Here is a 24944-nt window from a genome sequence, read left to right on the forward strand (position 1 = left end):
GGACATGGCTTTGCCATGTCCACCCTACGCGCCAAGGCGCCCGGTGTGGCTGTCAGCCAAAGAACCAGTAGCACACGGCAATGGCGGCCAGTATCCCGGCCAGGTCGGCCACCAGGGCACAGCCCACGGCATGGCGGGCGCGCTGGATGCCCACCGCGCCGAAGTACACCGCCAGCACGTAGAAAGTGGTTTCCGTGCTGCCCTGTACGGTGGCGGCGAGCAGGGCGGGGAAGCTGTCCACGCCGAAGTTCTGCATGGTTTCGATTAGCATGGCCCGCGCCGCGCTGCCGGAGAAGGGCTTCATCAGTGCGGTGGGCAGGGCGTCGATAAAGCGCGTGTCCCAGCCCAGGGCCTCGATCAGCCAGCGCACCCCGTCCAGGCCGAAATCCAGGGCGCCCGAGGCGCGCAGCACACCGATGGCGCAGAGCATGGCCACCAGATAGGGCAGCAGATTCTTGGCCACGTCGAAGCCTTCCTTGGCGCCGTCGATAAAGCTCTCGTACACCGGCACCCGGCGCGCGGCGCCCACCAGCAGAAACAGCAGGATCAGGCCAAACAGAGTGAGGTTGCCGAGCAGCGAGGACAGCGCACCGAGGGCTGTGACGCTAAGGCCGGCAAGCAGCGCCATAAAGCCGCCCAAGAGCAGCGCGCCGGGCACCAGATAGGCCAGCACCACCGGGTCCCTCAGACGCAGACGCTGGACCAGGGCGACCGCCAGCAGGCCGGCCAGGGTCGAGGCGCTGGTGGCCAGCAGGATTGGCAGAAACACCAGGGTCGGGTCCTCGGCGCCCTGCTGCACCCGGTACATGAATATCGACACCGGCAGCAGGGTCAGGGACGAGGTGTTGAGCACAAGAAAGAGAATCTGCGCATTGCTCGCCATCGTGGGGATGGGGTTGAGCTCCTGCAGGGCGCGCATGGCCTTGAGGCCGATGGGGGTGGCGGCGTTGTCCAGGCCCAGGCCGTTGGCAGCGAAGTTCATGGTGATCAGGCCGAGGGCCGGGTGACCGCGCGGGACCTCCGGCATCAGGCGGGCGAACAGCGGGCCCAGCAGACGCCCGAGCAGGTTCACCAGGCCGGCCTGTTCGGCGATGCGCAGCAGGCCCAGCCACAGGGTCAGGGTGCCGAACAGCACCACCATGACCTCCACCGACAGCTTGGCCATGGCGAACAGGCTTTCCACCATGGCGCCGAACACGGCAGGGTCGCCCCCCAGCAGCCAGCGTGCCAGGGCAGCCACTGCCGCCACCACGAAAAATCCCAGCCACAGGCCGTTCAGCATTGCTCCCTATCCCCCGCAATGGTCAATCCGATGCCGTGCAGGATAAACACTTGGCGGGGCCTGACATACTCTTTTACAGCGCGGGAACTTACCTTGTTGGTCCTGAGTCTCTAGCATCGCCCAAAACCGAGTCGAGCAGTCAGGTATGTCCCTATCCCTTGCGTCCTTCACCCTGAATCCCTTCAACCCGTCATCCGATACACGCCAGCGTATTCTGCGGCTAATGGCGCTCACGACCCTGAGCAGCCTGCTGCTGATGGCAGACGACTTCATCCAGCAGCTGTTCACTGCTGCCAACCAGGCCGAGCTGGAGCTGCGTTTTGTAGTGGTGGTCTGGCTGTTCAGCCTGGCCTTGTGGCTGGTGGCCATGCCCAGGCTGGTCACCGCCCTGCTGGTGCTGTTGGGCGGCATGCAGCTGATTCAGCTCAGCCATATCTCCTTTTTTGGCGAGCCTCTGAGCGGGCCCGATATTGCCAGCCTGTTCAGCGATTTTGCCGAGGTGCGGGAAACCGGCTGGCACAGCTTTGCCGACCACTGGCATGTGCTGCTCGCGGTGCTGTTGCCTTACGCCGCGCTGATCACGCTGCATCGCTGGGTACCGTCGCGTATGGATCTACCACGCAGCCGCTGGGCGCTGCTGATCATCATCCTGGTGCTGGGCGCCAAGCCCTATCGCGCCACCTACCGTGATCTCAGCTCCTTTATGCCGGGGCCGACCCGTAGTGGTCTGCACAACAGCTTCAACGCCTTTGCCTTTTACGCCGTGCGCCTGGCCTTTCGTCCTGCAGATGCACTGCCGCCAGCGCCCTTCCTGCCCTATGTACTGAAACAGCAGCCCAGCGAAGCGCGTCATGTCTGGCTGGTGGTGGCTGATTCACTGCGCACGGATCGTCTGGGTGTCCTGGGCTATGAACGCAATACCACACCCAACCTCAATCGTCTGGCCGAGCAAGGGCAGTTGCTGGCCCGTCCCGGCATCGCGGCCGGGGTCTCTACAGCCGTCAGTCTGCCCAACCTGCTCAACCTGATCCGCGAGCCGGGTCAGGCCGAGCTGCTGCGCAGCCAGCCACACAACCTCTTTTCTCTGGCTCGCGAGGCGGGCTTCCGGACTCACTGGCTGTCGGCTCAGGAGTCCAAGTTGCTTAGCCATCTGGGTAGCCGTCACCTGGATGTCTCCATCACTCGCGAGGATCATCCGCTGCTCTTTTTCAAGCGTCACGACCATGCCCTGGTGGACCTGTTGGCACGTCAGGAATGGGCCGAGCGCAATTTTGTGGTGCTCAACCTGCGCACGGCGCACCTGCCCTATGAAGAAAACTACGACCAACATCCTGAGCCCTTGCCTCTATGGCCCACCGCGCGCCAACTGCCCCGCGAGCAACGCCAGGCCAATGCCTATGACAACGCCGTGGGCTATCTGGATGATGTACTGGCCGAGATCATCGAGCAGTTCGAGCAGCTGGAAGGCGAACGCTACCTGCTGATTACCGGCGACCACGGCCAGTTGCTCGGCGAGCAGGGGCGCTGGGGGCACAACGACCTACTGCCCGAGGTGGCCGAAGTACCCATACTGGTGCTGGCCCGCGAGGGCGATGCATCCAGCCTGAAGAGCCTGGCCGACGAGCGCTGGGTCAGCCACTACGAAGCCGGGATCTGGCTGGCGCAGCGGCTCGGCTGGCAGGTTAGCAACCCCAATCAGCAGGTGGGTGAGCACTTTATCCAGGGCAAGCAGCTGTTTGGTGACAACATGATCAAACGCGTGGTCGAAGCCCCGGAGGGGCTCCGCTACGACGAGCCGGTATTGCTGAGTCGCTGGCTCAAGGATCTACCCGCCGCATCTGGGCCATCCATTCAGTGAATGAAGCTTGCAGGGCTCATGGACATGGCAGAGGCTGAGTGTCGATGCCATCCATGGGAACCCGTCATGTCCAGTATCAACCCGAGCCGCGAGCAACTGGCCGCCTTCGCTGCCAACGTACCGAGCAATATCCCGATCCTGATGCTCAACCTGTTGCGTTATCGCGAGCAGGCCGCCTACCCGAGCGACAGTGGCGAGGCGCCCTGCACTGGCCGTGAAGCCTACGCCCGTTACAGTCGCACCGCCCTGGCCAAGGTGCGCGGGGTAGGAGGCGAGGTGCAGGTGCTGGCTGCCGTGCAACTGGCCCTGATCGCGCCGGCCGAGGAGTGCTGGGACGAGCTGCTGCTGGTGCGCTACCCGTCCAGGGAGGCCTTTCTCGGCATGCTCGCCGATCCCGAGTACCAGGCCGCCACTGTGCACCGTACGGCAGCTCTGGTGGACTCGCGGCTGATCGCCAGCCTGCCGCGCTAGCTGCCTGGTCAATCAGCGGCTGGCGCTATTGTTCAGCACCCAGAGCAGGGCGGCGGTTTCGCTGTCCGGCTCGCCGTCGTAGTTGGCCTGGCGGTATTTCATCTGGAAGGCGGCGATCACGTTGCGCGTGGCCTGATCCAGCTGGCCATGGTTCGGCACCTCGTAGCCGTGTTCGGCCAGTTGCTGCTGGAACCAGGCCACATCCGGCAACTGCGCCTCGAACAGGGCCTGCTGGCGCGCCACCGCGCCGGCTTCCGGCCAGGGAATCAGGCCTTCCTCGGCCAGGCGCTGCCAGGGAAACAGCGGGCCCGGATCGACCTTGCGCTGCGGCGCCACATCGCTGTGGGCGAGGATGCTGCCCGGTGCCAGCTCATGGCGCTGCATAATGTCCTTGAGCAACACAATCAGCGCCTCGATCTGCGCCGGGGCGAAAGGCTGCCAGTAACGCCCCTTGGGCCCGTCATAGAAACCCTGGTTGACCAGTTCGATACCGATGCTGGTGCCGTTGAGCCAGGTACGCCCCTGCCACTGGCTGACACCGGCATGCCAGGCGCGACGGTCCTCGTCCACCAGGCGGTAAACGGTCGCCGGGTTCTCCGCGATCAGGTAATGGCTGCTCACCTCGCCCCGGGTCAGCAACTCCAGGGAGTGGGCCAGGTCGGTGGAGGTGTAGTGCAGGATGATGTACTGCACCCGGCTGTTCTGGCCCTGGGCCTGGTACTGGGTATTGATGCTCGGGCCGCTGGCACAGCCGGCCAGCAGTGCCAGCAACAGGGATAGGAGAAGAAGTCTGATCATTCGATATGCAGCACGCTTTGCAGGTTATCCAGCAGCATGTCGACGCTGAGCATGATCAGCAGCATGCCCATCAGGCGCTCCACCGCGGTCAGCCCGCGGGGGCCGAGGAAGCGCTGCAGGAAGGAGGCCTGCAAGAGGATAAAGGCGGTCGCTGCCCAGGCCAGCAGCACCGCGGCGTAAAGCTCCCACAGCGGGCCCTGATGGGTATTGCGCAGGGTCATCAGCACCGCCAGGGCCGAGGGGCCGGCCACCGCCGGGGTGGCCAGGGGCACCAGCATCGGCTCGCCGTCGGGGGTATCACCGAGCAGGCCCTGGGGGCCGGGAAAGATCATGCGCATGGCGATCACGAACAGGATGATGCCGCCGGCGATGGCGATGGCTTCCCGCGACAGGCCCAGGGCGCTGAGGGCCTTGTCGCCAAAGGTGAGGAACAGCAGCAACAGGGCCAGGGCGAACAGCAGCTCGCGGCCGGCCACCCAGAGGCGGCGTTTGGCCGCGACATTTTTCAGGGCGGCGAGGTAGATGGCGATATTGCCGAAGGGGTCGGTGACCAGAAAGATCAGAACGGCGATGCCGAAGATGTCCATGCTGCACTCCTTGGGAATGTGCATAGTCTAAGTCGGTCGTTCGATTCTTGCTGCTGGATTGTGCAGACCAAGCCTTGGACGAAACTTGTACATTCCAGGCGGATTGCAAGCGCAGTACCTTTGAATCAACAAAGCTCAACGTTGGTCGGCTGACAGAACATCAGGCTGCAAAGCTGCTAGGATTAGACTGTACAGGTCATATTTGTTGTACAGCTTTTGTACGGTTTAGAGGCGGCCACTATGCGCACCTTGCTCTGGTTCAAACAGGACTTACGGCTGGATGATCACCCGGCCTTGCAGGCGGGCCTGAGTGCCCGGCAGCTGTTGCCCGTCTATGTTCTGGATCCTGCCCTGTTCGAGAGCAATGAATTCGGCATGACGCGCCTGGGTGTGCACCGAGCGCGGTTCTTGCTGGAAAGCCTGGCGGCCCTGGACAGCGGCTTGCGCCGGCGCGGCTCGGCTTTGCTGGTGTTGTCCGGGTCGCCCGAGCAGGTGATTCCCGAGCTGGTGAGCAAGCTCGACCTGCAGCAGGTGTTGACCCTGGAGGAGATCGCCCCCCAGGAGCGGGCGCAGATCGGCCGTGTGGCCAGGGCGCTGGTGGATGTGCCCCTGCAGCAGCTGCCGGGCAACAACCTGCTGCAGCGCGGCGAATTGCCTTGTGCCCTGGAACAGTTGCCGGTGGTGTTCAGTCAGTTCCGCACCCAGGTGGAGGAACGCCTGCAGGTGTTCCAGCCGCGCCGTGCCCCGGAGCATGTGCCGCCCTTGCCCGATGGCGCCGAGGCTCTGCTGCAGCCTATCCCCAGCCTGTCGCAGCTGGGCCTGGGTGAACCGATGCAGGTAGCCGCCAGTGCCTTTCCCTTCTCCGGTGGTGAGCCGGCCGGTCTGGCGCGGGTGCGTGACTACCTGTGGACGACCCAGGGCGTGCGTCAGTACAAGGACACCCGCAATGGTCTGATCGGCACCGAATATTCCTCCAAGTTCTCCCCCTGGTTGGCCAATGGCAGCCTGTCACCGCGCCGGGTGGTGGCCGAGTTGCGCCGCCATGAAGCGCAGTACCAGCGCAACGATTCCACCTACTGGTTGTGGCTGGAACTGCTCTGGCGCGACTTTTTCCGCTGGACCCTGGTGCGCCATGGCAGCGCGCTGTTTCGCAGTGGCGGGCTGCAGGCCACGGCCGGCGCCTCGCAGCAGGTGGATCAGCGTTTTACCCGGTGGTGTCAGGGACGCACCGGCATGCCCATGGTGGATGCCGCGATGCGCGAGCTGGCGGCCACCGGCTTTATCTCCAACCGCGCTCGGCAGATCGCCGCCAGCTACCTGATCAACGATCTGCAACAGGATTGGCGCCATGGCGCGGCCTGGTTCGAGGCGCACCTGATCGACTACGAGGCGGCCAGCAACTGGGGCAACTGGGCTTACCTCGCCGGCGTCGGCAACGACCCCCGGCAGAAGCGGGTATTCAACACCCTGCGTCAGGCCCGCGAGTACGACCCCCAGGCGGCCTATGTCAGCCTCTGGCTGCCGGAGTTGCGCGAGGTACCGCAGGCGTTGCGGCACACACCGTTCCTGATGGCCGGCGGACATTTGCGCAGCCTCGACTATCCGAAGCTGGAGCAGATACCCGAAAGCTGGAAGCCTTATCTGGAGCATGTGGCCTGATGCGGCCCTGAACGGCGATCAGCCCAGCTCGACTCGATTGCGCCCGCCGTTCTTGGCCCGATACAGGGCCTGGTCGGCCCGCTCGAAGACCTGATCCGGGCTTTCCTCCGGGGCGAAGGCGGTGAGTCCGGCCGAGATGGTGATGGTCACGCGCTGGTTGCGGAAGTGGAAGGGGCACTGCTCGATGCCTTCGCGCAGGGTCTGCAGCAGTTGCAGACCGCCATCCAGGGGAGTGGAGGGGATCAGCAGGACGAATTCCTCGCCGCCAAAACGGGCAATGAAGTCGGTCTTGCGCAGGCGCTTGTTCAGCTCCCCGGCAATGATTTTCAGCACCTTGTCGCCGGCCAGGTGGCCATAATCGTCGTTGATCCGCTTGAAGTGGTCGATATCCAGCACTGCCAGCAGCAGTTCGCCGCCGTAGCGTTTCCAGCGCGCCACCTCCAGTTCCAGGCGTTCGCTCCAGCCGGCGCGGTTGGCCAGGCCGGTGAGCGGGTCGATCAGGGCCTTTTGCCGCTGTTCTTCCAGGTGGTCGCGGAAGCTCTGGGCTTCCTGTTCCATCTCCGCCACCTTGAGGGTCAGGGCCTGCAGGCGCTGGCTCACTTCCTCCTCGCGCCCGTCGCGCAGCTTCTGGTGCTCGCTGACGGTGTCGAGCAGGCCGTCCAGGCGCGCTTCCAGGGCCTGCTTGAGGCTGTCCAGGTCGACTGCGGTCTGCACGCTGGCCTGCAGGCCGCTGACCTGCTCGCGCAGTTCCTGATTGAAGCTGCGCGCGCTTTCGATGGATTCGCTGTAGCCCTCGTGGGCTTCGCTCAGGGTGCCGATAAAGGAGGCCAGGCGCTCGTTGAGCTGCTTGAGGTAGCTGGCGAACTCACGTTGGCCGCTGTCGGTGACGGCGAGAATCAGCACCGCCAGATCGTCCAGCACCACCACCAGTTCGTACCAGTTCAGGCCGCCCTGCAAGCGCTGGCGCAGGGCTTCACCCTGGGGCAGGTGGTGGGTCGGCAGCTCCAGTTCGTCGAGCAGGCCCAGCAGGCTTGCGTTGATATGTTCGGCCACGGCGCTGTAGCCCGGTTCCGGCAGCTCGGGCAGGGCGTAGTCCGGGTCGGCGGCGCTGGGGGCAGGGCTATTGCTGGCTTGCGTCGGTGTCGTCGGGGCCGTGCTGGGTGGAGGGGAACTGGTCAGCTGTTGCTCGTCGAGTGGACTGTCCGACTCTGCCTGGGATGATGGTGCAGGTGCGGCGCTGGTCTGGGGCGCGTTGGCCTGGCCGCCGAACAGGCGTTGCAACAGGCCCGGGCGGACCGCTTCATGACTGGCCAGGCTGCTGAGGGTCTGCTGCTGCAGGCGCCCCAGATCGGTCAGCAAGGCGCTCAGTTGGCCAGGCTGGCCCGCGCGTTCTTCGATATCCCGGATGAAATGCTTGAGGGCCTTGCGCACGTCCTGTGGTGGGTCGAGGTTCAGCAGCTGTTCGGTCAGCTGGAGTAACCCGCCTAGGCTTTGTTCGCTGCGTTCCTGGCGCCGCTGCTCGGAGTTGAGCACCGCCTTTTCCAGGCGCGGCAGCAGCTTGCCCAGGCCCTCATCGATATCGTCGCGGCGCAGAATGTCGCGCAGCTCCTGCATGCACTGGTCGACCGCCTTGTCGCTGCCCTCGGCGGCCAGGGAACTGCGTACCAGGCTGCGGCGCAACAGGTCGAGGCGCTCATTCCAGCGACCTTCGAGTCGTTCCTGCTGTTCCAGGCTTTCCAGGTATTTGCTTTTCCAGCGCTGGGCATCATCGCTCATGGCGTACTTCCACAATCACGGCTTATGCAGCATAGGCGTTGTGGCGCGACTCAGCGACGTGGGCAGACGAATCTGTACCGCCACCGGCAGGTGGTCGGAAATCGGCTGGCTCAGCACCTCGCAGCGCTCCAGCTGCAGCTCGGGACTGAGCAGGATATGGTCGAGGCAGCGTTGCGGGCGCCAGCTGGGGAAGGTGGCAGCGATTTGCGGGGCCACCAGGCCAAGGTCACGTAGGGGGGAGTACTGCAGCAGGTCACTGGCATGGGTGTTCATATCTCCCATCAGAATCTGATGGCGATAGTCGCCAATCAGCTCGCGGATATAGGCCAGCTGCCGTGTGCGGGTGCGTGCGCCCAGGGCTAGGTGCATGATGACCACGGCGATGGCCTCCTCATCTTCACCCAGGCGTAGCAGGATGGCGCCGCGCCCTGGCGGGCCGGGGAGTGGGTGGTCTTCCATGGCGCTGGGGCGCAGGCGACTTAGCACGCCGTTGCTGTGCTGGGCGAGATGGCCAAGGTTGCGGTTGAGCTGCTGATACCAATAGGGGAATTCGCCGAGGTGGGCGAGATGTTCGACCTGATTGATATAGCCGGAGCGCAAGCTGCCACCATCGGCCTCCTGCAGGGCCACCAGATCGTAGTCTCTGAGCAGTGCGCCGATACGCTGCAGGTTGCCGGCACGGCCGGCGTGGGGCAGCAGGTGCTGCCAGCTGCGGGTCAGATAGTGGTGATAACGCTGGGTGTTGATGCCAACCTGAATATTGAAACTGAGTAGACGGATACGTCCGTCATCCAGGCAGTCGCTGGCGCCCCCCGCATTGACCTGTGGCGCACAGGTTCCGGCTAGGCGGCGCGGTTGCCAGCGACTGATCATGGCGAGCGCCTACTGCGCGGCGCGTTCCTTGGCGATCAGGTGATCAGCCACCTGCAAGGCTTGTTGCGGGCCGCCGGAACTGCCGATATCGAAGCGGTACTTGCCGTTGACGATCAGCACCGGTACGCCCGTGATCTGGTAGGCCATACCGAGCTTCTTGGCTTTCTCCAGCTGGCTCTTCACCCCAAAGGAGTTGAAGGTCTTGAGGAAGGCTTCGCGGTCGATCCCGTGGCCAGCCAGGTAATCGGCCATTTCCTCCGGGGTGGCCAGCTTGCGGCCCTGCTTGTGGATGCCGTCAAACACTGCGGCATGCACCTTGTGATCGGCCTTCATGGCTTCCAGGGTGATAAACAGCTGGCCATGCACGTTCCACATGCCGCCGAACAGGGCGGGGATGCGCACGAAGTTGACATCCTCCGGCAGCTTCTCGGCCCAGGGGTTGATGCTCGACTCGAACTGGTAGCAGTGACCGCAGCCATACCAGAACAGCTCAACCACTTCGATCTTGCCCGGCTTGGACACCGGCACGGGGTTCTTCAGCTCCACATACTGCTTGCCGGCCTGGATATCCAGGGTTTGCGCCTGAACGCTGGCGGCACCCAGCAGGCTCAGGGTGGCGAGGGTGGCGCTGATAATCAGGTTACGCATGCGTGACTCCTAGGCTGCATACAGGGGCAGGAAATGCCAGGCCTTTGACTGCCTTGGCCGGATAAAGGTTCCTGCATTGTAACGAGGACGAAAACGAAAAAGGGCGGCCTGAGCCACCCTTTTTTATTCAGCACGTTACCCGCTGCGGGGATCAGTGCAGACCCTGGATAAAGCTGGACAGGGCTTCGATATCCTTGTTGCTCAGCTTGGCCGCGATGCCGCGCATGATCATGCTGTCGCCATCGTTGGTGCGGTTGCCTTCGCGGAAATCGGTCAGCTGCTTGGCCACGTAGGCGCCATGCTGGCCACCCAGCTTGGGGTAGCCTGCGGCAGCCAGGCCGGCGCCATCCGGGGAGTGGCAACCGGTGCAGGACGGCATGCCCTCGGCCAGCTTGCCACCGCGGAACAGCGCTTCGCCACGTTCTACCAGATTAGGGTCGGCGGCGCCCACGCTCATCTGCTGGCTGGCGAAGTAGGCGGCGATATCGGCCAGATCCTGATCGCTCAGGTTATCCAGCATGCCGGTCATTTCCAGAATCGGACGGGCACCGGATTTGATGTCCTTCAGCTGCTTGAGCAAGTAACGCTCGCCCTGGCCGGCCAACTTGGGGAAGTTGGGCGCGGCGCTGTTGCCGTCGGCACCGTGACAGGCGCCACATACTATCACTTTACCCTGACCTGCAGTGGCGTCGCCGGCGGCGTGGGCCAGTCCGGTGATGCCCAGGGTCAACAGCAGACTCACGAGTACTTTGTTCATCAGCTAATCCAATTTACGGCTAAGAGAGAAGGTTAGGGGCGCAGATTACTCGGTCATCAGCTTGATGACAGCCTGATAATCTTCGGCCGTGCAATCCATGCACAGACCGCGCGGCGGCATGGCGCCCAGGCCATTGGTCACGCTCTGTACCAGCGCGTCCATGCCTTTGGCCAAACGGGGTTCCCAGGCCGCGGCATCGCCCTTTTGTGGAGCGGTGGGGATCTGTCCGTTATGGCAAACACCACAGGAGCGGGCATACACGGCTTCCGGGTCCTGGGCCGCGTGGGCACTCAGGGAGAGCAGCATGGCACCAGCCACAATCAGCAATTTTTTCATCAGATCAACCTCATCAGGGAGGGGAACGTCCTGCTTTCTAGGGGCAGATGATCTAAATCGTTCCCGTGAACACTTGTCCAGCGGATGGGAGAAAGCGCACACAAAATCTGCGCCATTATATACTGGCGTCACTGAAACGGAAACGACGCTGCTTGGTGCTCGCCAGACTGCGCGCAAATGTCGCAAGGGCTTTTGCGATCAAACTGCCCCTTTTCCTTTATTTTTACGCACGCTTTAGCGGATACCCGGATGTCATTCAAGAACCCCATTATCGGCCTCTGCCAACAGGCCACCTTCCTTATCAGCGCGGCCAAGGTCGATCAGTGCCCGGACGACTTCGGTCATGAAGTAGCCTTTGCCGGGCGCTCCAACGCCGGCAAGTCCAGCGCACTGAACACCCTGACCCACGCCAGTCTGGCGCGTACCTCGAAGACCCCGGGGCGCACCCAGTTGCTCAACTTCTTCCGCCTGGACGACGAGCGTCGCCTGGTCGATCTGCCCGGCTATGGCTATGCCAAGGTGCCGATCCCGCTCAAGCAACACTGGCAGAAGCACCTGGAAGCCTACCTGGGCAGCCGCGAAAGCCTGCGCGGTGTGGTGCTGATGATGGATATTCGTCACCCGCTGACCGAATTCGACGTGCTGATGCTGGATTGGTCGGTGGCCAGCGACATGCCCATGCATATCCTCCTGACCAAGGCTGACAAGCTGGCTTTTGGCGCCGCCAAGAATGCCCTGCTTAAAGTGCAGCAGGATATTCGCAAGCGTTGGGGTGAGCGGGTCAGCATCCAGCTGTTCTCGGCGCCCAAGCGCCTGGGTATTGAAGAAGCCCAGGCGGTACTGGCGCAATGGCTGCAACTGGGCGGCGAGCAGGACGAGGGCATTGAAGGCTGAGTTGCCAGGTGTAGCGGGCAAAAAAAACCTCGAATCTCTATGGGGAGAAAGATTCGAGGTTTAACGTCTGAACCGCTAGGGCGGGGTTCAGAATCTGCCAACACTTAACACAACAAGGAGCAATGAAAGGGGCTTGCGCGACCGTTCATAACTCCTCTGACTGGGCGGTGCAGGCAAAGTTCAGTGTGTTTTAGACGCAGTGGTTATAAAAACGCTTAGTGCGCTTCATCCCAGTTATCCCCCACGCCCACCTCCACCAGCAGCGGCACATCCAGCTCGGCGGCGCTGCTCATCAGTGTCTTGATCTGCTCGCGCACCTGCTCGACCAGATCCTCGCGTACCTCCAGTACCAGCTCGTCGTGCACCTGCAGGATCACCCGTGCATCCAGGCCGGACTGGCTTAGCCATTGATCCACCGCCAGCATGGCGCGCTTGATGATGTCCGCCGCGGTGCCCTGCATCGGCGCGTTGATCGCGGTGCGTTCGGCGGCCTTGCGCAGGCCCTGGTTCTTGGCCTGGATGTCCGGCAGGTACAGGCGGCGGCCGAACAGGGTCTCGACATAGCCCTGGTTGGCGGCCTGCTCACGGGTGCGCTCCATATAGGCCAGCACCCCTGGATAGCGGGCGAAATACACATCGATATAGGCCTGGGCCTGCTTGCGGTCGACTTCCAGCTGCTTGGCCAGGCCGAAGGCGCTCATGCCGTAGATCAGACCGAAGTTGATGGCCTTGGCCTTGCGCCGCTGCTCGGTACTGACCTCTTCCAGGGCCACGCCGAACACTTCGGCGGCGGTGGCCTTGTGCACGTCGCGGTCATGGCGGAAGGCGTCCAGCAGGCCGGCATCCTGGGCCAGGTGGGCCATGATGCGCAGCTCGATCTGCGAGTAGTCCGCGGCCAGCAGCTTGTAGCCCTTGGGCGCGACGAAGGCCTGGCGGATGCGCCGGCCCTCGGCGGTGCGGATCGGGATGTTCTGCAGGTTCGGGTCACTGGAGGACAGGCGCCCAGTGGCGGTAACCGCCTGGTGGTAGCTGGTGTGGATGCGCCCGGTGCGCGGGTTGATCTGCTCCGGCAGGCGGTCGGTGTAGGTGCTCTTGAGCTTGCTTAAGCTACGGTACTGCATCAGCACCTTGGGCAGCTCGTAGTCCTGCTCGGCCAGTTCATGCAGCACCGCCTCGGCGGTGGAGGGCTGCCCCTTGGCAGTCTTGCTGAGAATCGGCAGGCCGAGCTTCTCGTAGAGGATCACCCCCAGCTGCTTGGGCGAGGCCAGGTTGAATTCCTCGCCGGCGATGGCAAAGGCCTGGCGCTCCAGCTCCACAAGCTTGTCGCCCAGCTCGACGCTTTGCTCGCCCAGCAGCTTGGCATCCACCAGGGCGCCCTGGCGTTCGATCCGCGCCAGCACCGGCACCAGGGGCATCTCGATCTCGCGCAGCACCTTGGCCAGGCTCGGCTGGGCTTGCAGTTTGGCCCAAAGCTGCTGATGCAGGCGCAGAGTCACGTCGGCATCTTCGGCGGCATAGGGCGCGGCCTGCTCCAGGGGGATCTGGTCGAAGGTCAGCTGCTTGGCGCCCTTGCCGGCGATGTCTTCGAAACGGATGGTGCTGTGATCCAGGTACTTGAGCGCCAGGCTGTCCATATCGTGACGGGTGGCGGTGGAGTCCAGCACATAGGATTCAAGCATGGTGTCGAAGGCCACGCCCTGCACGGTAATCGGCGTGCTGGCATGGGCGAGGATATTGATATCGTACTTGGCGTGCTGGCCGACCTTGGCCTTGGCCGGGTCTTCCAGAATCGGCTTGAGCGCGGTCAGCACAGTGTCCCGATCCAGCTGGGTCGGCACCCCCATATAGCTGTGTGCCACCGGGATATAGGCTGCCTCGCCTGCCTTGACCGCGAAGGACAGGCCCACCAGCTGCGCCTGCTGGGCATCCAGGCCAGTGGTTTCGGTGTCGAAGGCGATCAGCTTGGCCTGCTTGAGCTTCTCCAGCCAGGCGTCGAACTGGGCCTGGTCGAGGATGCACTGATAATCGCCCAGGGCCTGTGCCGGCAATGCCTCGGCGGCCGGCTCGGGAGCGGCGGCGGCAGTTGCCGGGGCCGTGCTTGGGGCGCTGGCACTGGGGGCTAGGGCAAACAGATCATCGGCTGCCGGCACCGCCTGGGGCTTGACCGCGGCGGCCGGGTTGCTGCGCAGCAACTCGTCGCGCCAGGTCTTGAACTCCAGCTCGCTGTAGAGCTCGACCAGGGCCGGCACATCGGCCTCGCCCGGGTGCAGGCTGTCGATCTCGATGGCCAGCGGCACGTCCAGCTTGATGGTGGCCAGCTCATAGGACAGATAGGCCATCTCGCGGTGCTCTTCGAGCTTGGCCGGCAAGGTCTTGGCGCCGCGGATCGGCAGGCCCGGCACCTTGTCCAGGTTGGCGTAGAGCACATCCAGGCCGCCGCCAACGCCGACCAGCAGGCCCAGGGCGGTTTTCTCGCCGACCCCCGGCACGCCGGGGATGTTGTCCACCTTGTCGCCCATCAGGGCCAGGTAGTCGATGATCAGCTCGGGACCGACGCCAAACTTGGCCTTCACCCCTTCCACGTCATAGACGCTGCCGGTCATGGTGTTGACCAGGGTGACGTGGGGGCAGACCAGCTGGGCCATGTCCTTGTCGCCGGTGGAGATCACCACGTCGCGTTTTTCCGCGGCGGCCTGGCGCGCCAGGGTGCCGATCACATCGTCGGCCTCCACCCCGTCCACGCACAGCAGCGGATAACCCAGCGCCTTGACGCTGGCATGCAGCGGTTCGATCTGCACCCGCAGCTCGTCCGGCATGGGCGGGCGATGCGACTTGTAATGCTCGAACATGGCGTCGCGAAAGGTCGGCCCCTTGGCGTCGAACACTACGGCAAAGGGGCTGTGCGGGTACTGCTTGCGCAGGCTCTTGAGCATATTCAGCACGCCCTTGACCGCCCCGGTGGGCAGGCCCTTGGAGGTGGTCAGCGGCGGCAGGGCATGGAAGGCGCGGTACAGGTAGGAGGAACCGTCGACCAGAACCAGGGGAGCGTTTGACATGCGCGGGATCAACCTTTTCGGCGGTGGCGGCGGTAGAATGGCCGCATCAATCAAAGGAGCAAGGTTACCATGCGCGCACTCAATCGCCTGTTGCTGGCCAGCCTGTTGGCCTTTACCACTCTGGCCGTGCAGGCCGAAGACCCGGTGTCGGCCGACCCTGATGTAACCATTCGCCAGGACGGCGACCGCACCATCGAGGAATACCGGGTCAATGGTTTCCTCTATGCGGTCAAGGTCATTCCGAAAAACGGCAAGCCCTACTTCCTGGTGCGCGCCGATGGTAGCGAAGGTAATTTCGTCCGCTCCGACAGCCCGGATATGTTGATTCCGGCCTGGGAAATCTTTAGCTGGTAATTCCTGATGTCAGTCTTTACCCCCCTTGAGCGCCATGAGCTTGAGGACTTTCTCGCCCCTTACGGTCTGGGACGTCTGCGTGACTTCCAGGGCATTGCCGCAGGCAGCGAGAACAGCAATTTCTTCGTTAGCCTGGAACAGGGCGAGTTTGTCCTGACCCTGATCGAACGCGGCCCCAGCAGCGATCTGCCGTTCTTTATCGAACTGCTGGATGTGTTGCATGAGGCTGGTCTGCCGGTGCCCTATGCCCTGCGCACGGACAAGGGCGAGGCGCTGCGCAGCCTGGCGGAAAAGCCCGCGCTGTTGCAGCCGCGCCTGGCCGGCAAGCATGTGCAGGCCGCCAACCCGCACCATTGCCAGGAAGTGGGCGCCTTGCTGGCGCGTATCCACCTGGCCACCCGCGAGCAGGTGCTGGAGCGGCAGAGCGACCGGGGCCTGGACTGGATGCTCAGCGAGGGCCCGAGCCTGGCGCTGCAGCTGCCGGAGGCGCAACTGCCGCTGCTGCGCGATGCCCTGGGCGAGATCCACAGCCTCAAGCTGCGCATCCTCGCCTTGCCGCGCGCCAATCTGCACGCCGACCTGTTCCGCGACAACGTGCTGTTCGACGGCAACCACCTGGCCGGGGTGATCGATTTCTACAATGCCTGTTCCGGGCCCATGCTCTATGACCTGGCCATTGCCCTGAACGACTGGTGTTCCGAGGCGGACGGCAGCCTGGACGGCAAGCGCGCCCAGGCCCTGCTCGGCGCCTATGCGGCGCTGCGGCCCTTTACTGCGGCCGAGGCCGAGCTGTGGCCGGCCATGCTGCGCATCGCCTGCGTGCGTTTCTGGCTGTCACGGCTGATCGCGGCCCAGTCCTTCGCCGGCCAGCAGGTGCTGATCCATGATCCGGATGAGTTCCAGCGGCGCCTGGCGCAGCGTCAGCGGGTCGAGATCGGGCTGCCTTTCGCCCTGTAGGCGGCGGGGTGGAAAGTCGCGCAGCGGTTTCCACCCTTATCCATTGCTCGCCTTAGAGTGGCCCCAGGCAGGTTTCCAGCCCCTTGGCCAGGTTTTCCAGCAGCTGCTCATAGCCCCGGGAATCCACCTGTAGCTCGCCCCCCATGGCGTCCAGTTCGGCCAGGGTTACCGGCAGACCGGCGCTCAGGGTCTGGGCCAGGCGCGGGCGCAGCGGCGGCTCACTGAACACGCAGCTAGGGCCGGCCTGTTGCAGACGCTCGCGCATGGCGGCGACATGGCGGGCGCCGGGCTGGATTTCCGTCAGTACGCTGAACACCCCGGCATGCTTTAGGCCGTAGGCGGCTTCGAAATAGTCGTAGGCTTCGTGAAAGACGAAGTAGGGCTTGCCCTTGAGGGGCTCAAGGCGCGCTTGCAGCTGCTTGTCCAGGGTGCTCAGGCGTTCGGCAAAGGCCTGCAGATTGGCCTGGTAACGGGGGGCGTTGGCCGGATCAAGGCGGCTCAGATCGGCCGCCATCTGCGCCGCGATCACCCGGGCATTGGCCGGTAGCAGCCAGAGGTGGGCATCCAGGCTGCCGGGGCGATGATCATTGTCGGCGTGCAGGCCATTCTCGTCATGGCCGTGCTGATGTTCAGTATGGCTGTCGCCGAAATGGCGCAGGCTTATATCCGCCAACCCCTGTACGGCTACAGCGGGCTTGTCGCGGCTGGCCAGCAGCTTGGGTAGAAAGCTCTCCAGATCCGGGCCGATCCAGTAGAACAGCTCGGCTTCGCGCAGGCGGCGCACATCCGAGGGGCGCAGGGCATGGTGATGCGGCGAAGCGCCTGGCGGCAGCAGTACATCCGGGCTGCCAAGACCGTCCTGCACGGCCGCGGCAATCAGCTGCAACGGCTTGATACTGACCAGCACGCGAGGTTGATCCTGGGCGCTGGCGCTCAGGCTGAGGAAAAGAAGGCCTAGGGTGACAAAAAGACGCGACACGGGGAACACTCTGAGGGGCAGGAAAGAGTAATATAATAACGTCTCTTGCCTGCGCCGTCCCTGCCCATGACCCAGCCCCCTCTGGCTTCGCGCCCCCACGACCATTCCCATTGCGTCCACCATGCCCTGGCCGAGGCCGAGCACATCTGTGCGCGCCAGGGCCTGCGTCTGACCGCCCTGCGCAAACGCGTGCTGGAACTGGTCTGGGCCAGCCACAAGCCCCTGGGTGCCTACGATATTCTCGCCGTGCTGAGCGAGGCCGATGGTCGCCGCGCCGCGCCACCGACGGTCTACCGGGCCCTGGATTTCCTCCTGGAACATGGCCTGGTGCATCGCATCGCTTCGCTCAATGCCTTTATCGGCTGCAGCCACCCGGAGCATGCCCATCAGGGTCAGTTCCTCATCTGCCGCAGTTGCCATGCGGCCATCGAGTTGGAGCAGGCCGCCATCAGCGAGGCCATTGTCGCCGGCGCCGCCGGGGTTGGCTTTGCCGTGGAAGGGCAAACCGTGGAAGTGATCGGCCTCTGTGCCGGCTGTCGGGGGCCTCTATGAGCGAGTCACTGATTCGTCTGGCGGGTGTCGGCGTGAGCTTTGCCGGTCAGGCGGTGCTGCAGGACGTGCAGCTGAGCGTAAAACCCGGCGAAATCGTCACCCTGATCGGCCCCAATGGCGCCGGCAAGACCACCCTGGTGAGGGCCGTACTCGGCCTGCTCAAGCCCGACAGTGGCAGCGTCTGGCGCAAGCCCAGGCTGCGCATCGGCTATATGCCGCAAAAACTGCATGTGGACGCCACCCTGCCGCTCTCGGTGCTGCGCTTTCTGCGCCTGGTACCTGGAGTGCGGCGTGAACAGGCCCTGGCGGCATTGGCCGAGGTGGGCGCCGAGCAGGTGATCGACAGCCCGTTGCAGAGCATCTCCGGCGGCGAGTTGCAGCGCGTGCTGCTGGCCCGCGCCCTGCTGCGCGAGCCCGAGTTGCTGGTGCTGGACGAACCGGTGCAGGGGGTCGATGTGGCCGGCCAGGCCGAGTTGTACCGGCTGATCACCCAGCTGCGCGACCGCCATGGCTGTGGCGTGCTGATGGTGTCCCATGATCTGCATCTGGTGATGAGCACCACCGACCAGGTGGTCTGCCTCAACCGCCATGTGTGCTGCTCCGGCCACCCGGAACAGGTCAGCGGTGACCCTGCCTTTGTCGAGCTGTTCGGCCAGGATGCCAAGAGCCTGGCCATCTACCACCACCATCACGACCATGAACACGACCTGCATGGCGCGGTGGTCAGCGATGCACCCGCAGGCCTGAGCATCAAAGGCCCGGTCAAACCCCATATCCACGGAGATGGCTGCAAGCATGGCTGATTTTCTCCTCAACGCCCTGCTCGCCGGCCTGGCTCTGGCGCTGGTCGCCGGCCCCCTGGGTTCCTTCGTGGTGTGGCGGCGTATGGCCTATTTCGGCGACACCCTGTCCCACGCCGCGCTGCTTGGCGTGGCTCTGGGCCTGATGCTGGATGTCAGCCCGACCCTGGCGGTGACGGTGGGTTGCGTGTTGCTGGCGGTGCTGCTGGTGACCCTGCAAAGCCGCCAACCGCTGGCCTCGGACACATTGCTCGGCATCCTCGCCCACAGCACCCTGTCCCTGGGCCTGGTGGTGCTGAGTTTTATGCAGGATGTGCGCATCGACCTGATGGGCTACCTGTTCGGCGACCTGCTGGCCGTCGGCCCCACGGACCTGGCCTGGATCATCGGCGGCAGCGCCCTGGTGCTGGTGCTGCTGACGCTGCTGTGGCGGCCGCTGCTGGCGATCACCGTGCACGAGGAACTGGCGCGGGTCGAAGGCTTGCCGGTGGCCGCAATTCGCCTGAGCCTGATGCTGCTGATCGCCGTGGTGATCGCCGTGGCCATGAAGATTGTCGGCGTGCTGCTGATCACCTCCCTGCTGATCATTCCCGCGGCGGCGGCTCAACGCCATGCCCGCACCCCGGAGCAGATGGCCTTCGGTGCCAGCCTGCTGGGCATCGTCGCGGTCTGTGGTGGCCTGAGTCTATCCTGGTATCAGGACAGTCCTGCCGGCCCGTCCATCGTGGTGAGTGCCGCCGCGTTGTTTTTGCTGAGCTTTGCCTGGCCCAGGCGCCGGGCCTGAATGGCTGGACGAGGGCGGTTAGCGGCATAGGTATGCAACCTGGTTATAACCATAGCGCCACAAAGATTTTTGCGACCTAAACGGCGCCAGCTAGACTAGCGCCCCTTAACAGCCTCGCCCGAACACCGCCGCTGTCGGTGACCGACGCCCGAGGCAGCGGCCTACCCGGCCTGGTAACGAACCCAAAAGGTTTTTTCGTGATCGACTTTCAACAAGTCCATAAGGCCTACCGTGTCGGCAAGCAGGACATTCCTGCCCTGCACGCCACCGACCTGCAGATCGCCCGGGGCGAAGTGTTCGGCCTGATCGGCCACTCCGGCGCCGGCAAGAGCACCCTGCTGCGCCTGATCAACCGCCTGGAGCAGCCCAGCGGCGGGCGCATCCTGATCGATGGCGAGGACGTCACCGCCCTCGACGCCAGCGGCCTGCGCCGCTTCCGTCAACAGGTCGGGATGATCTTCCAGCACTTCAATCTGCTGTCTTCAAAGACCGTGGCGGACAATGTTGCCCTGCCACTGAAACTGGCCGGTGAGTTGCCGCGCAGCGCCATCAATGCCCGTGTGGCCGAGTTGCTGGCCCGGGTTGGCCTGCAGGATCACGCCGATAAATACCCGGCGCAGCTCTCCGGTGGACAGAAGCAGCGCGTCGGCATTGCCCGGGCCCTGGCCACCAAGCCGAAGATTCTGCTGTGCGACGAGGCCACCAGCGCCCTCGACCCGCAGACCACGGCCTCGGTGCTGCAACTGCTGGCCGAGATCAACCGCGAGCTGAACCTGACCATCGTGCTGATCACCCACGAGATGGACGTGATCCGCCGCGTCTGTGACCGCGTGGCGGTGATGGATGCCGGGGTGATTGTCGAATCCGGCCCGGTGGCCGAGGTCTTTCTGCACCCGCAGCACGCCACCACCAAGCGTTTCGTGCAGGAAGCCGAGCAGATCGATGAGAACGAGCAACGCGATGATTTTGCCCATGTCGCCGGGCGTATCCTGCGCCTGACCTTCCAGGGCGAAGCCACCTACGCACCGCTGCTGGGCACCGTGGCGCGTGAGACCGGGGTGGATTACAGCATCCTCGCCGGGCGCATCGACCGGATCAAGGACACCCCCTACGGCCAGCTGACCCTGGCCCTGACCGGCGGCGACCTCGACGCCGCGCTGGCGCGCTTTGAAGCCGCCGACGTGCATCTGGAGGTGCTGCGCTGATGGACGCCCTACTGACTCGCTTCTTACCCAACGTCGACTGGACGGAAATCGGCTACGCCAGCCTGGATACCCTGAGCATGCTCGGCGGCTCCATGCTGTTTACCGTGTTGCTGGGCCTGCCGCTGGGGGTGCTGCTGTTCCTGACCAGCCCCCGGCAGATGTTTGAACAGAAGGCCCTCTACGGGGTGCTGTCGCTGCTGGTAAATATCCTGCGCTCGGTGCCGTTCGTGATCCTGCTGATCGTGATGATCCCCTTCACCGTGATCCTCACCGGCACCTCCCTGGGTGTCGCCGGCGCCATCCCGCCGCTGGTGGTGGGGGCCACGCCGTTCTTCGCGCGCCTGGTGGAAACCGCCCTGCGCGAGGTGGACCGCGGCATTATCGAGGCGACCCAGGCCATGGGTGCGACCACCCGGCAGATCGTGGTCAACGCCCTGCTGCCTGAGGCGCTGCCCGGGATTATCGCGGCCATCACCGTAACCGCCATTACCCTGGTGTCCTACACCGCCATGAGCGGCCTGATCGGCGGCGGCGGCTTGGGCGACCTGGCGGTGCGCTACGGTTACCAGCGTTATCAGCCGGACGTGATGGCCGTCACCGTGATTCTGCTGCTGGTGCTGGTGCAGGTGCTGCAGAGCGTCGGCGACAAGCTGGTGGTGCATTTTTCCCGTAAGTAAAGCGTTTAGACCGCGGCCACCCGCCGCTCCCAACCGATCCCACAAGGAGTCTGATGATGAAAAAACTGATCGCCGCCGTTGCGGCCCTGGCCGCTTTCTCGGCTCAAGCCGAAAGCCTGAATGTCGCCGCCACCGCCGTACCCCACGCGGAAATCCTCGAATTCGTCAAACCGGCCCTGGCCGCCGAGGGCGTGGAGCTGAATATCAAGGTGTTCACCGACTATGTGCAGCCCAACGTGCAGGTGGCCGAGAAGCGTCTGGACGCCAACTTCTTCCAGCACCAGCCCTACCTGGATGAGTTCAACAAGAGCCGCGGCACCCAGCTGGTGAGCATCGCCGGCGTGCATGTCGAGCCGTTCGGCGCCTATTCGCACAAGCACAAGAGCCTGGCCGACGTGCCCCAGGGCGCCAATGTGGTGATCCCCAATGACGCCACCAATGGCGGCCGCGCCCTGCTCCTGCTGCAGAAGGCCGGGCTGATCAGCCTCAAGCCTGAAGCCGGTATCCTCGCCACGCCGAAAGACATCGTGGAGAACACCAAGGCCATCAAGGTACGTGAGCTGGAAGCGGCCACCCTGCCGCGGGTGCTGACCCAGGTCGACCTGGCGCTGATCAACACCAACTACGCCCTGGAAGCCAAGCTCAAGCCGACCCAGGACGCCCTGGTGATCGAAGGCAGCGACTCGCCCTATGTGAATATCCTGGTCACCCGCGCCGACAGCCAGGACAACGTTGCCCTGCAGAAACTGGCCAAGGCCCTGAACAGCGCCGAGGTCAAAGCCTTTATCGAGGAGAAATATCAGGGCGCCGTGGTACCGGCCTTCTGATTTAGGCCAGCTGCGCGGCAAGGCTCTGCCAGGCGTATTGCCGCGCGTTGTAAGCCCCAGCGCTCAGGCGGGCAAAAGGCCGAAACATTCTGTGGCTAGCCAGGGCCGAGTGAGCCGGGCAAGATGCCGCGCAGTGTTCCATTCATCAAGAGAAGCACAAGCATGCAGCGTTTCCTTAGCTTCGCCCTGGCCATGTTCCTTGGCCTGGGACTCGGTACCGCCAGTTTCGACGCCGAGGCCAAGCGCCTGGGTGGCGGTAAATCCTTTGGTTCGGCGCCCAGCCACCAGGCCCGTCAGGCCCCCACTCAGCAGCAGAGCGCAGCCACCAACAGCACCGCTCGCCAGCAGCCTGCTGCCGCCAGCGGTGCATCGCGCTGGCTCGGCCCGTTGGCCGGTATCGCTGCCGGTGGCCTGCTGGCCGCCATGCTCTTCGGTGACGGCTTCGAAGGGCTGCAGATCATGGACATGCTGATCTTCGGTCTGATCGCCTTCCTGCTGTTCCGCTTCCTCGCCGCGCGTCGCCAGCAGGCCGCTACAGCCAATGGCGCACCGCTGCAGCGGGAAATGCCGGGCCAGGCCGCATCCGGCTCGATCTTCGGTGGCAGTGCCGCAGCGATCAAACCGGTGATCAATGCCCCGGCCTGGTTCAACGAGCAGAGCTTTGTCAGCGCCGGTCGTGAGCATTTCCTCAGCCTGCAGCAGCACTGGGATGCCAACGAGATGGACAAGATTGCCGAGTTCGTCACCCCGCAACTGCTGGCCTTCCTCATGCGTGAGCGCGCCGATCTCGGTGATGGCTTCCAGTCCACCTATATCGACAACCTCGATGTACAGCTGGACGGTGTGGATGACCTGAGCGACAAGACCGTGGCCACCCTGACCTTTACCGGTGTGGCCAAGACCTCGCGTTTCGACCAGGGCGAAGCCTTCAGCGAAAGCTGGCGCCTGGAGCGCGAAGTGGGTGAAAACCAGCCCTGGCTGGTAGCCGGTATCCGCCAGAACGGCTGATCGATCCGCTGCGTTAAACAAAAAACCCGAAGCCATGGCTTCGGGTTTTTTCTTTTCCGGGCGCCTCAGGAACCTGAGATCAGCCCGGGTAGCTGGGCGGCCAGCTTGGCGTTGTTGATCGGCGCGCGGATAAAGCCGCGCTGGCGGCCGTCCGGGTCGATGATCACCAGGTTGCCGCTGTGATCCACGGTGTAGTTGTCCTGGCTGGTATCGGCGGGGATATAGGGAATGCTCACCGCGTTGGCGAATTTCTGCAGGTTGGCTTCTTCTCCGGTGAGGCCGAGGAAGCCGGCATCGAAGTAGTCCAGGTATTTCTTCAGCTGCTCCGGGGTATCACGCTTGGGGTCGACGCTGACCAGCACCATACGCAGGCGTTCACGGGTTTCTTCCGGCAGCTGGCCTTGCAGCTGGCGCAGCTGGGCCAGGGTGGCCGGGCAGATATCCGGGCAGTAGGTATAGCCGAAGAACAGCAGGCTCCACTGGCCCTTGAGCTGGTCGGTCTGCACCACCTGGCCGCTCTGGTCGAGCAATTCCAGGGCCGGCAGGCTGCGGCTCTGCGGCAGCAGCACGATACCGGCGTCGAGCAGTACCGTGGGATCCCCCTGGCCTTTGCTGCTCAGTACTTTGTTGACGGTCAGGCCGAGCACCAGGGCAACCAGGGCGACAAGGACGAAAACGGTGATCTGGGTACGGGTCATGGGGCCTCTGAGTCTATTTACGATCTCGCGAGCTAGAGCCATGCAAGGCAAAAACAGGCGAAGAAGCGGAGTTTACTGATGTAAATGAGCATTCTGAGCCTGTTTTTAACGCAGCAGGGCCGACGCGCAGCAGATCGTAGACAGGCTCTCAGATATTGAGCAGCAGATAGTGATCCACCAGCAGGGCGATAAACAGCAGGAACAGGTACCAGATACTGTACTTGAAGGTGTTGATCGCCGCGTGCGGCCGGCTGTCACGGTACAGCACCCAGGCCCAGAACAGGAAGCGCCCGCCCAGCAGCACCGCACAGGCCAGATACAGCAGGCCGCTCATATGGATGGCGAAGGGCAGCAGGGTGACGGCAAACATCACCAGGGTGTAGAGCAGGATATGCACCTTGGTGTAGTGCTCACCGTGGGTCACCGGCAGCATGGGGATATCGGCCTTGGCGTATTCGGCCTTGCGGTGGATGGCCAGGGCCCAGAAGTGCGGTGGGGTCCAGGCGAAGATGATCAGCACCAGCAGCAGCGGCTCGGCACTGATATGCCCGGTGACCGCGACCCAGCCCAGCAGCGGCGGCGCGGCGCCAGCCAGGCCACCGATGACGATATTCTGCGGTGTGGCGCGCTTGAGAAAGCCGGTGTAGAGCACCGCATAACCCAGCAGCGAGGCCAGCGTCAGCCAGGCGGCCAGTTCGTTGGTAAAGGTCAGCAGCAAGGCCATGCCGGCCACGGCCAGCAGCAGGGCAAAGCCCAGGGCCGCCGTCGGTGACACCCGCCCGGCGGTGACCGGGCGCTTGAGGGTGCGCGCCATGATCGAGTCGATACGCCGATCCACCACATGGTTGACCGCCGCAGCGGCGCCGGCACACAGGCCGATGCCCAGATTGCCGAAGATCAGCACCTGCCAGGGCACCCCGGCACGGGTGGCGAGGAACATGCCGACCAGGGAGGTGATCAGCATCAGCACCACCACCCGTGGCTTGGTCAGTTCCAGATAGTCCCGCCAGCTGGCGTGGGCCTGGTGTTCGCGCAGTAGAGTAGCCATAGGGTCTCTCCTTGATTGTTCTTGTTATTTGCCCAACGCGGCCAGTTCGGGCGCGGCATA

At 64.0% G+C, this 24944-nt stretch carries 25 protein-coding genes; 13 read left to right on the plus strand and 12 right to left on the minus strand.

The window, feature by feature from the left end; translation table 11 throughout:
* Positions 1-52 precede the first annotated feature (52 nt).
* Positions 53-1282: a nucleoside recognition domain-containing protein gene (locus GJV18_RS02505; protein WP_160343146.1), complete on the minus strand. Its 1230-nt coding sequence runs from the start codon at positions 1280-1282 to the stop codon at positions 53-55.
* Between the two features lie 145 nt (positions 1283-1427).
* On the opposite strand from GJV18_RS02505, the gene GJV18_RS02510 reads away from it, so the two are divergent.
* Positions 1428-3140 carry a phosphoethanolamine transferase gene (locus GJV18_RS02510; RefSeq protein ID WP_160343147.1) on the plus strand — a complete coding sequence of 571 codons (1713 nt, stop codon included), beginning with the start codon at positions 1428-1430 and terminating at the stop codon, positions 3138-3140.
* 66 nt (positions 3141-3206) lie between these two features.
* Positions 3207-3611 carry a DUF1330 domain-containing protein gene (locus tag GJV18_RS02515; RefSeq protein WP_160343148.1) on the plus strand — a complete coding sequence of 135 codons (405 nt, stop codon included), beginning with the start codon at positions 3207-3209 and terminating at the stop codon, positions 3609-3611.
* 12 nt (positions 3612-3623) lie between these two features.
* On the opposite strand, the gene GJV18_RS02520 is transcribed toward GJV18_RS02515, so the two are convergent.
* Together GJV18_RS02520 and GJV18_RS02525 are read right to left on the minus strand one after the other, a co-directional pair.
* The gene (locus tag GJV18_RS02520; RefSeq protein WP_178113406.1) at positions 3624-4409 is read right to left on the minus strand and encodes an N-acetylmuramoyl-L-alanine amidase; all 786 of its coding nucleotides are present in this window, start codon (positions 4407-4409) and stop codon (positions 3624-3626) included.
* On the minus strand, positions 4406-4996 hold the full coding sequence (locus tag GJV18_RS02525; protein ID WP_160343149.1) for a MarC family protein: 591 nt from the start codon (positions 4994-4996) through the stop codon (positions 4406-4408). The genes GJV18_RS02520 and GJV18_RS02525 overlap by 4 nt, the downstream gene beginning before the upstream one ends.
* Before the next feature lie 240 nt (positions 4997-5236).
* Here GJV18_RS02525 and GJV18_RS02530 point away from each other — a divergent pair, with 240 nt between their 5' ends.
* Positions 5237-6655 (plus strand): DASH family cryptochrome, encoded by a 1419-nt coding sequence (locus GJV18_RS02530; RefSeq protein ID WP_160343150.1) that lies wholly within the window; start codon positions 5237-5239, stop codon positions 6653-6655.
* A gap of 18 nt (positions 6656-6673) precedes the next feature.
* Here GJV18_RS02530 and GJV18_RS02535 read toward each other — a convergent pair whose 3' ends face one another.
* The 5 genes from GJV18_RS02535 to GJV18_RS02555 form a co-directional block, all read right to left on the minus strand.
* A complete protein-coding gene (locus GJV18_RS02535) occupies positions 6674-8431 on the minus strand; it encodes a GGDEF domain-containing protein (RefSeq protein WP_160343151.1) in 1758 nt (585 codons plus the stop codon).
* Positions 8432-8446: 15 nt separating this feature from the next.
* The gene (locus tag GJV18_RS02540) at positions 8447-9304 is read right to left on the minus strand and encodes an endonuclease/exonuclease/phosphatase family protein (RefSeq protein ID WP_160343152.1); all 858 of its coding nucleotides are present in this window, start codon (positions 9302-9304) and stop codon (positions 8447-8449) included.
* A 9-nt stretch (positions 9305-9313) separates the two neighbouring features.
* Complete coding sequence (locus tag GJV18_RS02545) at positions 9314-9952, minus strand: thiol:disulfide interchange protein DsbA/DsbL (RefSeq protein WP_160343153.1); 639 nt, start codon at positions 9950-9952, stop codon at positions 9314-9316.
* Between the two features lie 151 nt (positions 9953-10103).
* Positions 10104-10709: a c-type cytochrome gene (locus tag GJV18_RS02550; RefSeq protein WP_160343154.1), complete on the minus strand. Its 606-nt coding sequence runs from the start codon at positions 10707-10709 to the stop codon at positions 10104-10106.
* Positions 10710-10754: 45 nt separating this feature from the next.
* Complete coding sequence (locus GJV18_RS02555; protein WP_160343155.1) at positions 10755-11045, minus strand: c-type cytochrome; 291 nt, start codon at positions 11043-11045, stop codon at positions 10755-10757.
* A gap of 249 nt (positions 11046-11294) precedes the next feature.
* On the opposite strand from GJV18_RS02555, the gene yihA reads away from it, so the two are divergent.
* Positions 11295-11939 (plus strand): ribosome biogenesis GTP-binding protein YihA/YsxC, encoded by a 645-nt coding sequence (yihA, locus tag GJV18_RS02560; protein ID WP_160343156.1) that lies wholly within the window; start codon positions 11295-11297, stop codon positions 11937-11939.
* A gap of 215 nt (positions 11940-12154) precedes the next feature.
* On the opposite strand, the gene polA is transcribed toward yihA, so the two are convergent.
* Positions 12155-14995, minus strand: coding sequence for a DNA polymerase I (gene polA / locus GJV18_RS02565; RefSeq protein ID WP_160343157.1), 2841 nt, complete (start codon positions 14993-14995; stop codon positions 12155-12157).
* 69 nt (positions 14996-15064) lie between these two features.
* Here polA and GJV18_RS02570 point away from each other — a divergent pair, with 69 nt between their 5' ends.
* Both GJV18_RS02570 and GJV18_RS02575 read left to right on the plus strand, forming a co-directional pair.
* Complete coding sequence (locus GJV18_RS02570; RefSeq protein ID WP_160343158.1) at positions 15065-15349, plus strand: DUF2782 domain-containing protein; 285 nt, start codon at positions 15065-15067, stop codon at positions 15347-15349.
* A gap of 6 nt (positions 15350-15355) precedes the next feature.
* Positions 15356-16306, plus strand: a complete 951-nt coding sequence (locus GJV18_RS02575) for a homoserine kinase (protein WP_160343159.1) — start codon at positions 15356-15358, stop codon at positions 16304-16306.
* A gap of 52 nt (positions 16307-16358) precedes the next feature.
* Here GJV18_RS02575 and GJV18_RS02580 read toward each other — a convergent pair whose 3' ends face one another.
* Positions 16359-17285, minus strand: a complete 927-nt coding sequence (locus tag GJV18_RS02580) for a zinc ABC transporter substrate-binding protein (RefSeq protein WP_407692329.1) — start codon at positions 17283-17285, stop codon at positions 16359-16361.
* 66 nt (positions 17286-17351) lie between these two features.
* On the opposite strand from GJV18_RS02580, the gene zur reads away from it, so the two are divergent.
* From zur to GJV18_RS02615, 7 genes are all read left to right on the plus strand, one after another.
* Positions 17352-17837 carry a zinc uptake transcriptional repressor Zur gene (gene zur, locus GJV18_RS02585; RefSeq protein WP_160343160.1) on the plus strand — a complete coding sequence of 162 codons (486 nt, stop codon included), beginning with the start codon at positions 17352-17354 and terminating at the stop codon, positions 17835-17837.
* Entirely contained in the window at positions 17834-18640 is an 807-nt protein-coding gene (gene znuC / locus GJV18_RS02590; protein WP_160343161.1) for a zinc ABC transporter ATP-binding protein ZnuC, read from the plus strand. The genes zur and znuC overlap by 4 nt, the downstream gene beginning before the upstream one ends.
* Positions 18633-19421, plus strand: a complete 789-nt coding sequence (gene znuB / locus GJV18_RS02595) for a zinc ABC transporter permease subunit ZnuB (RefSeq protein ID WP_160343162.1) — start codon at positions 18633-18635, stop codon at positions 19419-19421. The genes znuC and znuB overlap by 8 nt, the downstream gene beginning before the upstream one ends.
* Before the next feature lie 197 nt (positions 19422-19618).
* A complete protein-coding gene (locus GJV18_RS02600) occupies positions 19619-20626 on the plus strand; it encodes a methionine ABC transporter ATP-binding protein (RefSeq protein ID WP_160343163.1) in 1008 nt (335 codons plus the stop codon).
* The gene (locus tag GJV18_RS02605; protein ID WP_160343164.1) at positions 20626-21303 is read left to right on the plus strand and encodes a methionine ABC transporter permease; all 678 of its coding nucleotides are present in this window, start codon (positions 20626-20628) and stop codon (positions 21301-21303) included. Before GJV18_RS02600 ends, GJV18_RS02605 begins: the two co-directional genes overlap by 1 nt.
* 56 nt (positions 21304-21359) lie before the next feature.
* Positions 21360-22130 carry a MetQ/NlpA family ABC transporter substrate-binding protein gene (locus GJV18_RS02610; RefSeq protein WP_160343165.1) on the plus strand — a complete coding sequence of 257 codons (771 nt, stop codon included), beginning with the start codon at positions 21360-21362 and terminating at the stop codon, positions 22128-22130.
* Positions 22131-22292: 162 nt separating this feature from the next.
* Positions 22293-23138 (plus strand): Tim44 domain-containing protein, encoded by an 846-nt coding sequence (locus tag GJV18_RS02615; protein ID WP_160343166.1) that lies wholly within the window; start codon positions 22293-22295, stop codon positions 23136-23138.
* 65 nt (positions 23139-23203) lie between these two features.
* Here GJV18_RS02615 and GJV18_RS02620 read toward each other — a convergent pair whose 3' ends face one another.
* Both GJV18_RS02620 and cyoE read right to left on the minus strand, forming a co-directional pair.
* Positions 23204-23836 (minus strand): SCO family protein, encoded by a 633-nt coding sequence (locus GJV18_RS02620; protein WP_160343167.1) that lies wholly within the window; start codon positions 23834-23836, stop codon positions 23204-23206.
* Positions 23837-23984: 148 nt separating this feature from the next.
* Positions 23985-24884 carry a heme o synthase gene (gene cyoE / locus GJV18_RS02625; protein WP_160343168.1) on the minus strand — a complete coding sequence of 300 codons (900 nt, stop codon included), beginning with the start codon at positions 24882-24884 and terminating at the stop codon, positions 23985-23987.
* Between the last annotated feature and the right edge of the window lie 60 nt (positions 24885-24944).

Origin of the sequence: Pseudomonas xionganensis, from assembly GCF_009763245.1 — a bacterium.
Lineage (GTDB): Bacteria > Pseudomonadota > Gammaproteobacteria > Pseudomonadales > Pseudomonadaceae > Aquipseudomonas > Aquipseudomonas xionganensis.